At 38.9% G+C, this 13,583-nt stretch carries 15 protein-coding genes; 6 read left to right on the top strand and 9 right to left on the bottom strand.

The window, feature by feature from the left end; genetic code table 11:
• Window positions 1–251 precede the first annotated feature (251 nt).
• The 5 genes from H7F27_RS11410 to H7F27_RS11390 all read right to left on the bottom strand — a co-directional run bounded on the left by H7F27_RS11410 (window position 252) and on the right by H7F27_RS11390 (window position 5,875).
• Window positions 252–1,043: a DUF817 domain-containing protein gene (locus H7F27_RS11410; protein WP_095713910.1), complete on the bottom strand. Its 792-nt coding sequence runs from the start codon at window positions 1,041–1,043 to the stop codon at window positions 252–254.
• Between the two features lie 132 nt (window positions 1,044–1,175).
• A complete protein-coding gene (locus H7F27_RS11405) occupies window positions 1,176–1,397 on the bottom strand; it encodes a helix-turn-helix domain-containing protein (protein ID WP_003181209.1) in 222 nt (73 codons plus the stop codon).
• 10 nt (window positions 1,398–1,407) lie between these two features.
• On the bottom strand, window positions 1,408–1,890 hold the full coding sequence (locus H7F27_RS11400; RefSeq protein ID WP_103671490.1) for a DUF2975 domain-containing protein: 483 nt from the start codon (window positions 1,888–1,890) through the stop codon (window positions 1,408–1,410).
• Between the two features lie 323 nt (window positions 1,891–2,213).
• Window positions 2,214–2,888, bottom strand: a complete 675-nt coding sequence (locus H7F27_RS11395; RefSeq protein WP_103671491.1) for an SOS response-associated peptidase — start codon at window positions 2,886–2,888, stop codon at window positions 2,214–2,216.
• Between the two features lie 566 nt (window positions 2,889–3,454).
• Window positions 3,455–5,875 carry a peptidase G2 autoproteolytic cleavage domain-containing protein gene (locus H7F27_RS11390; RefSeq protein ID WP_185847925.1) on the bottom strand — a complete coding sequence of 807 codons (2,421 nt, stop codon included), beginning with the start codon at window positions 5,873–5,875 and terminating at the stop codon, window positions 3,455–3,457.
• Window positions 5,876–6,408: 533 nt separating this feature from the next.
• On the opposite strand from H7F27_RS11390, the gene H7F27_RS11385 reads away from it, so the two are divergent.
• Window positions 6,409–6,714 carry a hypothetical protein gene (locus H7F27_RS11385; RefSeq protein WP_185848939.1) on the top strand — a complete coding sequence of 102 codons (306 nt, stop codon included), beginning with the start codon at window positions 6,409–6,411 and terminating at the stop codon, window positions 6,712–6,714.
• Between the two features lie 126 nt (window positions 6,715–6,840).
• Here the strand turns inward: H7F27_RS11385 and H7F27_RS11380 are convergent, their stop codons facing one another.
• The 3 genes from H7F27_RS11380 to H7F27_RS11370 form a co-directional block, all read right to left on the bottom strand.
• Window positions 6,841–7,572: a YrpD family protein gene (locus H7F27_RS11380; RefSeq protein WP_185847924.1), complete on the bottom strand. Its 732-nt coding sequence runs from the start codon at window positions 7,570–7,572 to the stop codon at window positions 6,841–6,843.
• A gap of 364 nt (window positions 7,573–7,936) precedes the next feature.
• Entirely contained in the window at window positions 7,937–8,140 is a 204-nt protein-coding gene (locus tag H7F27_RS11375; protein WP_024121562.1) for a spore coat protein CotC, read from the bottom strand.
• A 194-nt stretch (window positions 8,141–8,334) separates the two neighbouring features.
• A complete protein-coding gene (locus H7F27_RS11370; RefSeq protein WP_024121563.1) occupies window positions 8,335–8,523 on the bottom strand; it encodes a twin-arginine translocase TatA/TatE family subunit in 189 nt (62 codons plus the stop codon).
• 262 nt (window positions 8,524–8,785) lie between these two features.
• Here H7F27_RS11370 and H7F27_RS11365 point away from each other — a divergent pair, with 262 nt between their 5' ends.
• A complete protein-coding gene (locus H7F27_RS11365; RefSeq protein WP_185847923.1) occupies window positions 8,786–9,184 on the top strand; it encodes a hypothetical protein in 399 nt (132 codons plus the stop codon).
• 91 nt (window positions 9,185–9,275) lie between these two features.
• Here the strand turns inward: H7F27_RS11365 and H7F27_RS11360 are convergent, their stop codons facing one another.
• Window positions 9,276–9,710, bottom strand: coding sequence for an SRPBCC family protein (locus H7F27_RS11360; RefSeq protein ID WP_185847922.1), 435 nt, complete (start codon window positions 9,708–9,710; stop codon window positions 9,276–9,278).
• Window positions 9,711–10,198: 488 nt separating this feature from the next.
• Here H7F27_RS11360 and H7F27_RS11355 point away from each other — a divergent pair, with 488 nt between their 5' ends.
• The 4 genes from H7F27_RS11355 to H7F27_RS11340 all read left to right on the top strand — a co-directional run bounded on the left by H7F27_RS11355 (window position 10,199) and on the right by H7F27_RS11340 (window position 13,507).
• Window positions 10,199–10,387 (top strand): hypothetical protein, encoded by a 189-nt coding sequence (locus H7F27_RS11355; protein ID WP_059335696.1) that lies wholly within the window; start codon window positions 10,199–10,201, stop codon window positions 10,385–10,387.
• A gap of 69 nt (window positions 10,388–10,456) precedes the next feature.
• Window positions 10,457–11,257, top strand: coding sequence for a hypothetical protein (locus tag H7F27_RS11350; RefSeq protein WP_106021654.1), 801 nt, complete (start codon window positions 10,457–10,459; stop codon window positions 11,255–11,257).
• A 4-nt stretch (window positions 11,258–11,261) separates the two neighbouring features.
• Window positions 11,262–11,882 carry a DUF4166 domain-containing protein gene (locus H7F27_RS11345; RefSeq protein ID WP_185847921.1) on the top strand — a complete coding sequence of 207 codons (621 nt, stop codon included), beginning with the start codon at window positions 11,262–11,264 and terminating at the stop codon, window positions 11,880–11,882.
• Complete coding sequence (locus tag H7F27_RS11340; protein ID WP_103671496.1) at window positions 11,876–13,507, top strand: YndJ family protein; 1,632 nt, start codon at window positions 11,876–11,878, stop codon at window positions 13,505–13,507. The genes H7F27_RS11345 and H7F27_RS11340 overlap by 7 nt, the downstream gene beginning before the upstream one ends.
• Window positions 13,508–13,583 lie beyond the last annotated feature (76 nt).

Genomic DNA, 13,583 nt, shown 5'->3' with positions numbered 1-13,583 from the left:
TGGGAGGGTGAGTTAGAGAGACATAAGGTTAAGTCCAAATGCTGAGTTCTCTAAACGAAAGCTGATTTTGATTAAATCTTTACTTCCTGGTCGAAATCTTACTGAAATAGCCCTCTATAATCCGGCAGCTATTTATAAAGAAAAAAGCAACAATTCAAACGTTGCTTTTTCCACTTTATCTTATTCAGAATGTTGTACGCCAATTCCTTACTATGTGGGATTCGACTTTTATTAAAAAAGATTCTTAACGATTATAAAAATGGACTAGTATCTATCCTGGTAGAATTTTTCCCCTTAACTTGTTTTAACGTCGCTACTATAAGAAAGCTGACAATCACTAACAAGAGCCATGAACTCACTTTTCCTAGATGAACGAGACTCCATGTATCGGTTTGGTTTGGGTATTCCCAAGCCCCAAAAAACGTTGCGATATTTTCGGCTATCCATATAAAGAATCCGATGAGCATAAATGAAAGGGCGAGCGGCATACGGTAACGAGTCCCATTCACCTCGTATATAACCCATGATTGCCAAAAGACGATCAAGACAAGTCCAGATAACCAAAAGCGGACGTCAATCCAAAAATGGTGGATGAAAAAATTCAAATAAATCGCAGCGGCGAGAGGTACAACGGCCCAAAACGGCGGCCACTTAACCAGTTCAACCTTAAGCCTCCTCCATGCCTGGCAAAGATAACTGGCTACACTTGCGTACATGAAGCCGCTATACAAAGGCACTCCAAAAATTTTGGAATACCCCTCCTCCGGATAAGACCAAGAGCCCATATGTACCTTGAAAAGTTCAAGAGCAAGTCCAATAAGGTGGAACATTGTGATCACCTTTAGTTCATCACGTGTTTCAAGCCCTGAATACACCATCCACCATTGCATGAGCAGGCAGATGATGAGCAGCCAGTCATACCGTGGCAGAAGGGGAAGCGGTATGATTTGTGTAATTGCCAAAGAGGCAAAAATAACGACAGGAAACAGACATGATAGGGCCTGCTCCCAGCCAAAACAAACGAGCTGTTTAAATGCTTTCATGAATTTTGCCTCCAAAGGTTTTTTTGATTAAATGGAAGGCCTGTTTAGTATAGTACTAAATAGACATAGGGTTATGTGCATAGAATCACCGCCGAGCAACTATCTTTTCCTTTCATGATTATTCCTGCTTTATTAATCCTGGGTGTCTTCATCACTTCGGTATTCCAAAATATCTCCGGGTTGACATTCTAAAGCCTTACAAATCGCCTCTAAAGTTGATAATCGAATGGCCTTTGCCTTTCCATTTTTCAATATAGAAAGATTAGCCATCGTGATTCCAACCTTCTCAGACAGTTCCGTTACGCTCATTTTCCTTTTAGCCAGCATCACATCAATATTGATTATAATTGCCATTGTTTTCACCTCAGACTGTTAAATCATTTTCTGATTTTATATCTATAGCTTCTTGCAAAAGCCTTTGGAGAACAGCAGCAAAGACTGCGATAACCATTGAGGCAAAAATAAGGACCAATCCGATTAGTATAATACCTGGAGCGTCGTCCATCTCCGCGATGAGATAGAAGAGTGGCATGCCTGCCACAAGTAAAAGACTGATTGTGATTGCACAGTATTTTATTTTCTTTAAAGCTCTTACTGATAATTCCGAGAAAGCTTTATTCCGGTCAATATAGCTTAAAAGTGTAAAGGCTTGATACAGAGCGAAATAAAAAGGTATCGCCGCTGCATACAAATCGATATAAACAAGATATTTCAGATAAGAAATATCTGGATACAATTCCGCTGCAAAGTTCGCTATCTCCGGCACTAAAAATATGCACAGAGCAATAACTGGAATTCCAATAAGAATAACAGCTATCTTTAAAAAAAGTGTTGATCCTCGTTTCATAAAAAGCACCTCACCTAATATTGTCGATTTGAATTTAACATATTATTTATCGTTTTACAATAAAAAAGTATTGATATAGATTATTTTCTTGTTGTTTTAAAACTATCCTTTTCACTTTGAACAAGAAAAAAGCATTCCTCATTACAGAGAAACGCTCTATATCTTTAATCGATTCAATTTAAAAATTGGGCAGCCGACTGAATCATTGAGTAACTATGGTTTAAAAATAACGCATGGCACATAAGGGGTTGTTTTTGAATCATGTACACGTTCGTTTATTTTGCTTAGGCGAAGGTGATATATAAAGCAATCTGGCAGGGTACCTAATGGGCTTCAATAAGCTCAGGTGAATTGTTTTTAGGTGAGTTAACTAATGATGAAACCTGGTATGCTTCCATGTCATCAGCATCATATGGCAAAAGCAAGCTTTTGAGAAAATCGGGATATTTATTTTTAGGGTTCAGCCATTCTTTTTCATGATCGTGACTCAATATAACCGGCATTCGATCATGGATATTTTCCATAAGCGCATTAGGTTTTGTCGTAATGATTGTGCAAGTGTAGAGCGGGTAACCTTCAGGCGTATTCCACTTTTCGTATAAGCCGGCAAAAGCGAACAGATTGGATGATTTCAGCTTGATTCTCATAGGAATCTTAGTTTTTGGATCAAGGCGTTTCCATTCATAAAAACTGTCGGCCGGAATGATGCAGCGTTTGCTGACAAGCGGTTTTCGAAAGCTGGGTTTCTCGGCCAATGTTTCAGCACGAGCATTGATCATTTTATAACCGATCTTTTCATTTTTAGCCCAAGGAGGAATGAGACCCCATCTTAATTTTCCAAGGCGGTTGCTTGATCCATCATTAATAATGGTAAGGATGTTTTGTGATGGCGCGACATTATAGCTGGGGTGATATTCGTCTTCAGGCAAGAAGTGACCTATGTTGAATTGCTCAATGATGTCGTCAAATTCTGAGAATAAAGTGAATCTGCCACACATGTTCATCATCCTTTTGGTTTTTTGAATATTGTACAGGGTTGGTATATGAAAATCAAAAAGGGAGTATGATGCAGCAAGTGAAGAATGAATTATTTGAATAAAAAAATGAGGGAAAATCAAAATGCGGAAACATTCAACGTTATGCGTAGCAAGAAAGCTTTAAGGCTAAAGATATAAAAGTCGTTCCAAAGATTTAAGAGTTATAAAATGATATGTATAAAAAAGGTGAGTACCTTGTATTGGATAGTATTAGCACCTTAATTGGAATGCACGGAATTTTTAAATACTGATGTAAAAATGCAATGTTGGTTAATGTTAACCTTCCCGGAAATGTGAAGAAGGGAATAGGGATCAAAACAAGGATGTTTATAAAATGATTGTGATTTAGGTTTGTTACGTATTTTTGATTTCTAATGAAGTGGTCATGAAGCCCAAGTTTCAAGAAATGAGCCTGAATCTTGGGCTATTTATAGCTTGAGATATCTTGATATTAAACCAGCAGGAAATGAAAAAAACTGATATCATTTAATCTTTCATCAGTATAATGAACTTGTTCCAGACTCTCACTATCTAATGACGGTGAGTGCGATGCCATACCCTTTTTCCGGAGTGTAAATGGTAGTGATTTTCATTACTTTCCAGGTTCCTTCAGATGCTTTTGTTCCTATCCCATTATGCGCAGTAAGATAGTCTCCTTGGCCCACAGTTTCGTCAATACGTACATAATGCTGTCCCGCCAGTCCAACCACATGCCATTCGTCCCTTACAGCCCGTGAATGATAAGCGGTCTCCAGCGCTGCATCATAGTCTGGATTTTGTTTTGGCACACGTATCAATTCACCGGTTTCCTTGTCGATCAGATCCTCATAAATGAATCCGCCAAACTCATTAGTCAAATAGCGGTCCTGCCAGACGAAGCTGGATGCTCCTGAAATGAAAGCTGCTGTTTCCGAAATAACTCCAAGCATATAATCACCCACGTGGGCGGGCGCTATTTTTTCACCTCTTAAAGTTACGATTGTACCTGTCTGGATTAACTGCCCAGTTGAACTCTCAAAATACTCTCCATATCCATTTAAGGAAGAACTGATCGCACCTGCAAATGTCCCGTTTCCTCCAACTGAGTCAAGAAGCCATTTCATTGATTGATGGCCTCCTGCCACGGTATATGGTTCTTCCAGTATAATACTTTCAGAAGACAAAATTGTTCTTGAAACATTGTTTCCTTTAATATGGGCATTGTTTGAAGAAGCGATTAATGCCCGGGAGCCTTCTGTGCTAGAGCCTCCTGAAGCGCCGATGACCGCATTTCTTTCTCCCTTCGCCGTAATGTCTCCGGTACCAGCGATAACTGCGCTCGTTTGGTTAAAGGCGAAGCCAGAGGTTGTTGCAAGCTGTGCGCCGCCTTTTAAATTAATGGGTACATGCTGGTATGTTTGACCTTTGATGGTGACCGCCGCACTATAACCTTCTGCCTGTACACCGAGAATGACGGTTTGATTATTAGGCGACTGAATTCCGACCGCTCCGTTATCAGCAATCATTGTACCGTTTAGTATATTCACATTATAGAGACCGCCACCGATTGAAATTCCTTTTGGAGCAGATTGATAAATATCGAAGTTTGAAATTTTAATATAATCAGTTTTATTTGACCCGCCTGATAAATGAATATCAACACCGGCTTTTTTAAATCCGCGAATTTTAATTCCGTTAAGGGTGATATTCTGACTGCGGTATTGCAAAGCTACGACAGGATTTTCCTTATAGTCATAGTCGGGATCACCAATCGCTGTGAATCCGCTTACATTAACGTTTTTATATGCTGAAACAACTAGCGCTCTTGGCGTGACAGCTTCATAAAGAGAGTTGAAAACCGGTTCAATTGCTGAACAATCAATGAGTGTGACATCATAAGCCGTTGTGCTTTCAGGATCCGTGGCTTGATGATGACCAATATGACGAAGATCAAATGCCCGGACATCACGATAAGAAACATGGCCGATGATATGGACATTTTGAGAGGCTGGCCACATTGCATGCGCTTTAACCTCTACTCCACGAATGTTTCCGCTTGTAAAGTTATTCAAAAGCCACACATGCTTAGACCCATCGTCGATTTCTATTCCGTTGGAGTTGGATACACCCTCTGCAAACTCCGTTCCTCGCGGATTACCGGAATGGCAATTTGAAATAAAGATGTATTCACTATAATGGGTAGTAATGCCGTCGTCTCCTGAACCATATGCCACACAGTTATCAATCCAAATATATTTTGAGCCGTCTTTAGTCCAGTCGGTATCAGGTAAATGATCGTACGTTGGGGATGTAATATCAATACCGTGAAGACCTGCGTTAATCGCTTCCACGTCTCTAATCCACCCATATTCTACTTTAGCAAAAGTTAAACAGCTGGAGAATTGACCACCAGGATTTTTCACACCGCATTGTCTATTAGGATTCCAGTCTAATGACATTCCTTGAACAAAAATATTGCGGTTCCCATTTTGGTAATCATCATTTGTGATTACCCATTCATGAGCGGGAGTGTCTTCATGAAGTTTAATTACGGTAATTCCTTTACCTTGCCCTACAATTGTTGTCCAGGACGGAAGTTTAATCCCTTGAACCAGATATTCTCCGGCAGGAACATTTACTTTGACGCGACCATTACCGATTGCTTTTCGAAAAGCTTCTGTATTGTCTCGTCCATCGGGAACAGCTCCGAAGTCTTCCACATTTACTTCCCGGGTGATTTTACTTAAAAGCTTATGGTATTCTCTGTCAAGACGTTCTTTTAAAAGAGAGGTGATCTCTCCTTCTGCCGTCACCCTTGCGTCAGTAACTTCGACGTTTTGATCTGTAACGGAATGCTTAATAAGGTTTTGCATTCTCTCCTTGACATGTTCAATTTCAGAAGTATATTCCGGGTGTGACTCAGATTTGGCGTTTAGAGAAGGATCGGGGTAGTTTTTAAAATGAACCATTCTAAAGACACCTCTTTCTTTTAATATAAGCGCAGTTTTCAGTATTGCAGTTTCTGTAGCGCCTTTTGCGCTTATCTTTCCAATTCTGTATTTGTTGCTAGAATTCCTTTTAAATCCATATTAGTTTTCAAAGATAAGTAAGTCTTGAACAAGAAAATCGATGGAAAATAGGGAAATTAGTTAATGTCTATAAAAGCAGTGGCTCAGATTCCAGCGCTGATTTAAAAAATGGGACTATAACAAAAGAAAAAATACTAAAATTAATGTAAGGAAAGATGTCATTAGCCCTTTTAATTTAAGAAAAGATTCACTCCAACTCCGTAGCAGACTTGAATACACTTTACCTATTCGGTTTCGTTAGAGAGCCAAGGTATTAAAAGAGTCTGATTAGCTTCTGCGGTGTATTCAATGGTAGTAGTCATTAAGGGGCAAGAGAAATTGAAAACATTTAAGTAGGGGAAATTCAAGCATTGACGCACGTTAAGAAGTGTTAATATGTACCGGATTAAATATATGAAAAAGGTGAGAGAAGAATAAAAAGACTTGCCTTGTTATCAAGTTTTACTGCTATTGTCATCTCAATCATCGGACAGCTGAATGGAATGTTAGACGATTCTTATGCAGTGGGTAACGCAGGGTTCGAAGATGTATTAGCAGGATTGATTAGCCTTCTTATTTTTATTGACAGTCAAGAGATGACAAAAAGTTTTATCATAAGTTCAAGTACAATTTTAGGTATTCTAGGAGTAGGTTTTTTATATTTCCCAGCTGCATTAATCAACATTTTAATAGCTTTTAAGCTAAATAAGAAAAAAGAGAGGGAATTTTTTAATTCGTAAAGAGAGAAAATGTGGTAAATGATGACATCATAGTATTGGAATCATCATTTTATTCAGTGGATTGAATTTTTAGGTTATACAATAAAAAAGGACGCCGGCATTGCCAGCGCCCTTTGCAGCAATTCCTTATTTATTAACAGAAATTGACACATTATTTCCAGAAGGGAGGACTTTTGCAAAATCCTGTGTATCTACGACAGGTGTCACTGCTTTATTGTCGATTGTGATATTGTTAAAAGTTGTTGAAAAAGTTGCTTTAATGGCAGAGCGTTGGCTTTCAGCTGAAACCGCAGCGGTGGCAAGCGTTTTCCATTTCGACAGAGTGCCGATGTTTGTTCCTTGAATTTCCATGATAATACGTCCGGTATAGCCGTCATTGTTAGTTCCCCAGAGGGTCATGCGAGTATTCCCGTTCAAGTTTTTGTAGATCGTCATTTGCACTGTGCTTCCGGGACGAAAGCCTTTATTATAAGTGAATTTCTCTTTTCCTTCGATAGACGTTTCATCATTTTTAGAGCCGACTTTCATGAGCGGTTTCCAGACGTTGTATTGTTTGCTGTACTGAAGGCCGATATCTGCCTCAGTTCCGTTTTTTGCGCTAAAGCCTGAATAAATATAAGGGGTAGAGACAGAGTCTTGGATGTTCACAGTGTCGGGAAGCTTAATTTTAGCCGTGAATACAGCGCCTGTACTGTTTAGGTAGGCGCGTCCGCCGATTCCCTTAGGCAGCTGAGAAGCCGCTTTTGCCACTTGAGTGTCTGCTCCTGGAAGACCTGGAACTCCTGGAACTCCTGAAGAAATAGTTCCGAAAAGAATAGCTGTTCCTACTGCACCTGCAATTAATACTTTTTTCAACAAAATTCCCCCTTTTAAAAGTGGTTTCGCCAATTATTATACCTTATTTTGGAACTTCTTTTATTAAGATAAATCGACAAAATCGTTAAAATCTCTTGTTTATGAAGGGGTTATGTTTATATATTGACACCATAGATCTAAAATAAACTAATTAAACTATGTACCAAATGTTCAATTTTTATTAAAAAATCGGCATTAAGGAGCAAATAATAATTGTAAGACATTCACCAAAGGTAAAAAAGCTTTATCCTTTTTTAACAAATTAGACCTATGATTCGTTTAGACATTGAAGTTACATAGTTTTTTCTGCAAAAAAAACCCCCGGCCATTGACCGGGGAAGCAAAATTGAGGAGATTAAATGGAGTTTTAGCAGTGTTTCTTACGCTTTTTATACTCTACAACGTAGTCATAGTCTTTTTTGTCGTGATCATAATGTTTTTTGTCATAATCACAGTAGTAATCTTTTTTGTCATGGTGATCATAATGTTTTTTGTCATAGTCGTAATACTTCTTGTAATACGTTTTCTTAACCGTATAATACTCTTCTTTATATTTTTTGTAATAACCCATAAATACCCCTCCTTTTATGATCATACGCTTTATTATATGGAAGTTAGAGTTTGCGGATTGGACAGTTTAAATTGCAAAAGTAAAAAAGGGCTGTCCAAAAAAAGAAGTTGAGGAATAATCAGAGGAAAACTGAGGGATCATGCAGAAACAACAATATAAAAAAAGCCGATATGCATCGGCCAAATCATTTTACCTTACATTTGCTTGTCTTCTTTGTTTTCTGAACCACTACTTCTTATGTCTTGAGTCAATCCGCTGGTCGCTTTTTTAAATTCTGATAAGGCTTTTCCGGCAGATCGGCCAAGCGCAGGCAGCTTATCAGGACCAAACACTAAAAAACCCACAAATAAAATAACTAAAATTTTTGTGACGCTTAATTCCATGATGCTTCTCCTCCTCTTGTTTGAAGTACGAACCCTTATTAACAAATTATAAAAGATGGCGGTTCAAATGAGAATACGTCTGTTTTGAATATTTTGTATAACACAGGCGAAGGGAGAATGATGTGATTTCTTCAGGAAAAAATGCTGATGATAAAACGTATGAAGCTTCCAATGCCATACACATACCTGCAATTTTATTTAAAGGGGGGTGATATATATAACTGTAAGTTCCCATGATCAAAATAAGGGGGAGATATTAATAATGAGATGCAATAAGCTAATAGGGTGCCTGTCTGTTTTCATGTTCGCTGTCGCTTTTCCATTATCTGCACATGCAGAAAAAGCGGGAACTGCTGGAGCCGGAGAGTGGGATAAGCTTGGGACTTACAATTATACTTATTCAAGTCCGACGGTATACTCGAGCGGAGGTGATTTTAGAGTTTGTCTTTCAGGAAGTACACCTTTCTCCGTATCGCTGCATCTATATGAGGATGATGCTGGTGACAACCCTGATGAATATGTGGGTTCTAATTATTTTTCACCCGGAGAATGTCATACCTTTAGCAGTATCGGGAAATTTGTAGATGGAAGCAATAACAAGGCAGAGTTCTTTGTTACTGATTACTCTGGTAAATCAAAAACAGTTACGTTTTACGATTGATTCGGAGATACAGTTCAGTGAATATAACTTTGTCATGAATAAAAGAGAGAGGGAGCTCTCTCTTTTTATACTGTATGAGCAAGGAAATACCTTACTCTTGAACAGCCTTGCGAAGTCGTTCATTCACAATGCCTGTCCAGCCGCCATCCATCTTATCCCGAATGACTGAGCTTTTCTCGTTTGCCTTACCGATCATTTCATCAGGCTTCTTCCAACCGCTGTGGATGAGAGTGAATTCTGTTTTGTTCCCTACGTCTGTTAATTGAAATGAAACAATCCATCCATCAGTATCCCATTCAAAAGAAAGCTCTCCGGGAGCATGAACCGTCAAAACTTTGCAAGGTGATGGTCCAAATGGTGATTGTAAATGAAATTTATATCCTTCCTTCAGCTGAAAATCATTCGGCATAAACCACTTGGCTATGCCTTCTGAAGTTGAGACTGTCTCCCAAACCTTTTGAATAGGCGCCTCTAATGTTACATGTTTCGTAATGTCCGGTAATGTTTTTTCTTGATATTTATCCATATATTGCTCCTCTTTATCCAATATATACTTTCAAGCAAATTTTATATCATCTAACGAAATCATGTCCATAGTGAGCATGAATTATGCTGAATCTGTTGTCGGCAAGTGTTTCATTCTATAAATTTCACGATTAAAAGTGAATTTATTATCCATTTATTGTTATATTGAGTGGTGAAAGGCAGGGGAAGTCTCATGCAAAAAAACGAAAATACAGCAGGAGAGCGGAAAATATATATCACGGTCTTTTCATTCTTGATGATTTGTGTAGCTGCAATGGGCTTTTATGAACAAAGATTTCTTTTTAATCAATTAGCATTTCGGGTATTTGTGCACTGATCAGTTTTGTGTTATTGGCCAATGTGCTGTTTTTCTGGAGAAAAAGAAGAGCATAGCATATGTCTCAGGCATTTTGGCTGTAGTTAATGTAATTTATGCTGATAACTCTGCTTTTTCTATTGTGATGAGAAGGTAAAGAAGGAGGGTTCTTCGTGCTCGGTAAAATAAAAGCGGCCATTGATAATAGTCCGGGAAAACCCGCGAAAATTGTAGTTAATGAAAGCACACTTCAGCAGTTAAAAGAAGAGATGCGTTTTGTTTACGTTTCCAAACCTAAAACCATTATGGGGATACCTGTGGAGGTTTCAGATGATGTAGAAGGCTTTGAACTCAAATTTTAACGTTAATATATTTTAATACTATAAATATGCTAATATAGGAACTGCTAGAAAAAGAAGGGAGGATGGGCTGTGAAACAGAAGCCGATTTATGTCGAAATCGAGATGACATCTGACCTGGACAAGCTTTGGGAATATACGCAAAACCCATCGCTACATAAGGAATGGGATCTGCGGTTTTCTGACATTACATATTTACATAGAAGCGTAAATGAAGCGCAGAGGTTTCTTTACGAGACAAGAATTGGCTTTGGATTAAAGGTGTCAGGTGCTGGTGAAACCGTGGGAACGAAATTGCATTCCTCTCAAAGAGTATCCTCCCTGGCCTTTTCCTCCAACCATCCGTTATCCCTGATTAAAAAAGGCAGCGGGTATTGGAAATACATACAGCATGATAACGGGAAGCTTACATTTATGACGCAGTATCAATATGAAACGGCATATGGCTTTCTAGGAAGATGGATTGACCGTTTATTATTTCGGCCGCTGTTGGGCTGGGCAACAGCATGGAGTTTTGATTCATTGAGACTTTGGATTGAACAAAATAAACATCCGAAACAATTGATCCGTTATGCGTTTGTCTATATGCTGACGTGCTTGTTTTTTAGTCTGTTTTGGTTTTACCACGGGTTTATAGATCTTGAAACGAACAACATGGCAGGAGCTGCGAAGATAGGATTGGGCATTTTATGGCTGAGTCCATTAAAGAGAAAATGGACACTTCATGCTGTGCAGACCTGTATCTTTGCTGTCTTCGCTTTTCTAGATGCTGGAATATATTCTTTACTGTTAAGTGTGATTACTGCGGCAAGCGGCTTGATCAGTCTCCGGCTTCCAAGTGCTCGGCATACGAAACGAAAAAGAAAGAAGTGAAATGGTGAGTTCAATGTATAAAAAAACAATTATAAATTATCATCTATTACATCCCAAGCTGCAGAAACGTTATCAATTAGACAGGTCACATACATTCAGCGGAAGAGGAACGATGTCAGAAATAAGCGGAGGTTCTTTTTTTGTCAGAATGCTGCTGAAGTGCGGGGTGTTTTTTAGATGTTTCTTTTCAGAAAGAGGAAAGGACATCCCTTTTACAATTAAAAACAGAACATGTCTTACGAAGCAGGAACATACGGGGATTGAATGGAATCGGACTTTTCTCTTTAAAGATAAAAAGCGTTTCTTTGATGCAGTTATGGTATACGACGAAAATGAAAAACGAATACTTGATTTTTTCGGCCAACCTCATATTCTGCTGTCCGTTTTAACTTTTGAAGCACTCTCTGACGGGTCTCTCCACATTACATCAGGAAAGCAATGGCTATTAATATGCGGAAAAAGAATTCCTTTGCCAAAATGGCTGAGCGGTAATTCCACTGTTTGCGAAACTTTTGATGAAAGCAACAACTGTTTCACTATTCAAGTTCATGTGGAAAATGCAATTCTGGGAACTTTTTTTTATTATAAAGGGACGTTTCAGGAAACAGAGGGAGAAGTATGTTAAAACGAAACGGCATCATTAGTGCGCTTTGTTTCATTTGGTTTCTTGTATCTGAAGCTCCCGACATATCAGTTGCGGAGGCGCTTGTCTTGTTTTCCATTCTCTTTTTTGTGCCGGGAATTTTTCCTTTTGTTTTTCATCAATCAGCTCACAGGACTATTCAATTTTCGGAAAAATTATTGATGCACATCTATCCGGCAGCAGCTGTTTTCGCGGTGTTAGCCCTTGTGACCGACGTGGGGTATTTTGCACTGATCTGGTGGATATACACTGCTTTGTTGGCTTTATATGGTTTGTTGCGGCTCTTGAAAACAAAAATACATAGAATCGAAGAAACATCTATTTTATTTGGACTCGTTTATTTAGGAGGAGGGGGATTTTGGTTTTTTGCCTATGCTGCGCATTTACATATCCTGCACTTCGGTCCTCTTATTATTTTGCTCACAGCTGTTCATTTTCACTATTCTGCTTTTCTGATCCCGATCTTTAATGGTTTACTTGGCAGAGTCAATAGAGAAAAACGGGTTATGTACGGTTGGGTGACATGGATTATTTTACTGTCGCCGCTCCTCATCGCACTCGGAATAACATACTCAAAAACACTTGATATCTTGGCGGTTGGTATCTATATGGCGGCACTTTATCTTAACTCATACTTAATATTTAAGACAGCTTTTCGCAGTAAGACAGGAAAAGTGCTTATCCGACTGTCTTCTGTCGTGTTAATGATAACGATCTGTTTCTCTTTCATTTACTCTTTCGGTGTATTCCGGCAAGAAGTCACGCTGACCATCAGCCAAATGATTTGGATACACGGTGTCGTGAACGCATTCGGTGTTATTTTGCCAGCTCTTGCAGGATGGAGAAAAGAAAATCCTCAGCCCTCGGATGCGAGTGTCAAGGTTTTCAGCCGTATATACGGAAAGAGAACAATCGGAAAGAACTTTTTGCACAACATTCACGCTGAAAATAACATTCAATATAGCGGACTTGTGGATGATATGAGAAGCCTTCGTTCAAACGATTTTTCACCGGAGCATTTGACACCGTTGATTGTTTCTTTTTATGAACAGACGAAAGATTATGAGGTAAAAGCAAAAGTGACGTGGAGCACTTGGTTTCAGCCCTTTGCGAAAATGTATGAATACATCAGCAAAAGAACCGGACAAATACATCTGTCAACGAATCCTGACTGGTATAGGATGCACAGTACAATAAAAGGTGTCTATTCAAAAAAAGACGGAAGAAAAAAGGTGCGTGCCTGGATCAGAACAAATGAAAAAAACGAAACCATTTTTACCGCGCTGTATTCTGTATATCGCTCAAAAGGGGAGGGGTACATGAATATTTCTCTGCCGCTTCCTTTCAGTAACATGACAGGCATTTTAAAGCCTTATCATCACAAAGAGAACCTGATTTTGACCAGCAGGCGGAGAAAAAGCGGTGCTGGGGATGAAGGGATTTATCTTAGAACAAAAGTCGGGACCTGCCCGCTTCCATTATCTGAAACCTTTCTTATAAATGCTCCGGCGGGTGCAAGCAGGTTAACAGCTGTTCACGAAATGTGGCTGTTTGGGATTCAATTTCTAACTGTAGATTATGACATTACATATTGCCCGTCCAAATGAATAATATAAAACAAAGACAATAGTTCATCTGACAGTCTCTCGTTCGGTAAACAATCGGTTCGGCACATTTTCATGC

It is taken from the genome of Bacillus sp. PAMC26543 (assembly GCF_014250375.1).
GTDB classification, from domain to species: Bacteria; Bacillota; Bacilli; order Bacillales; family Bacillaceae; genus Bacillus; species Bacillus halotolerans.
This window is presented reverse-complemented; position numbering and strand designations above follow the sequence as displayed.

Coding starts and splice junctions, on each gene's coding strand:
- H7F27_RS11405 (WP_003181209.1), bottom strand. CDS start 1,397: ATGGCAATTATAATCAATATTGATGTGATGCTGGCTAAAAGGAAAATG.
- H7F27_RS11390 (WP_185847925.1), bottom strand. CDS start 5,875: ATGGTTCATTTTAAAAACTACCCCGATCCTTCTCTAAACGCCAAATCT.
- H7F27_RS11370 (WP_024121563.1), bottom strand. CDS start 8,523: ATGGAATTAAGCGTCACAAAAATTTTAGTTATTTTATTTGTGGGTTTT.
- H7F27_RS11375 (WP_024121562.1), bottom strand. CDS start 8,140: ATGGGTTATTACAAAAAATATAAAGAAGAGTATTATACGGTTAAGAAA.
- H7F27_RS11410 (WP_095713910.1), bottom strand. CDS start 1,043: ATGAAAGCATTTAAACAGCTCGTTTGTTTTGGCTGGGAGCAGGCCCTA.
- H7F27_RS11400 (WP_103671490.1), bottom strand. CDS start 1,890: ATGAAACGAGGATCAACACTTTTTTTAAAGATAGCTGTTATTCTTATT.
- H7F27_RS11340 (WP_103671496.1), top strand. CDS start 11,876: ATGTTAAAACGAAACGGCATCATTAGTGCGCTTTGTTTCATTTGGTTT.
- H7F27_RS11360 (WP_185847922.1), bottom strand. CDS start 9,710: ATGGATAAATATCAAGAAAAAACATTACCGGACATTACGAAACATGTA.
- H7F27_RS11395 (WP_103671491.1), bottom strand. CDS start 2,888: ATGTGTGGCAGATTCACTTTATTCTCAGAATTTGACGACATCATTGAG.
- H7F27_RS11365 (WP_185847923.1), top strand. CDS start 8,786: ATGAGATGCAATAAGCTAATAGGGTGCCTGTCTGTTTTCATGTTCGCT.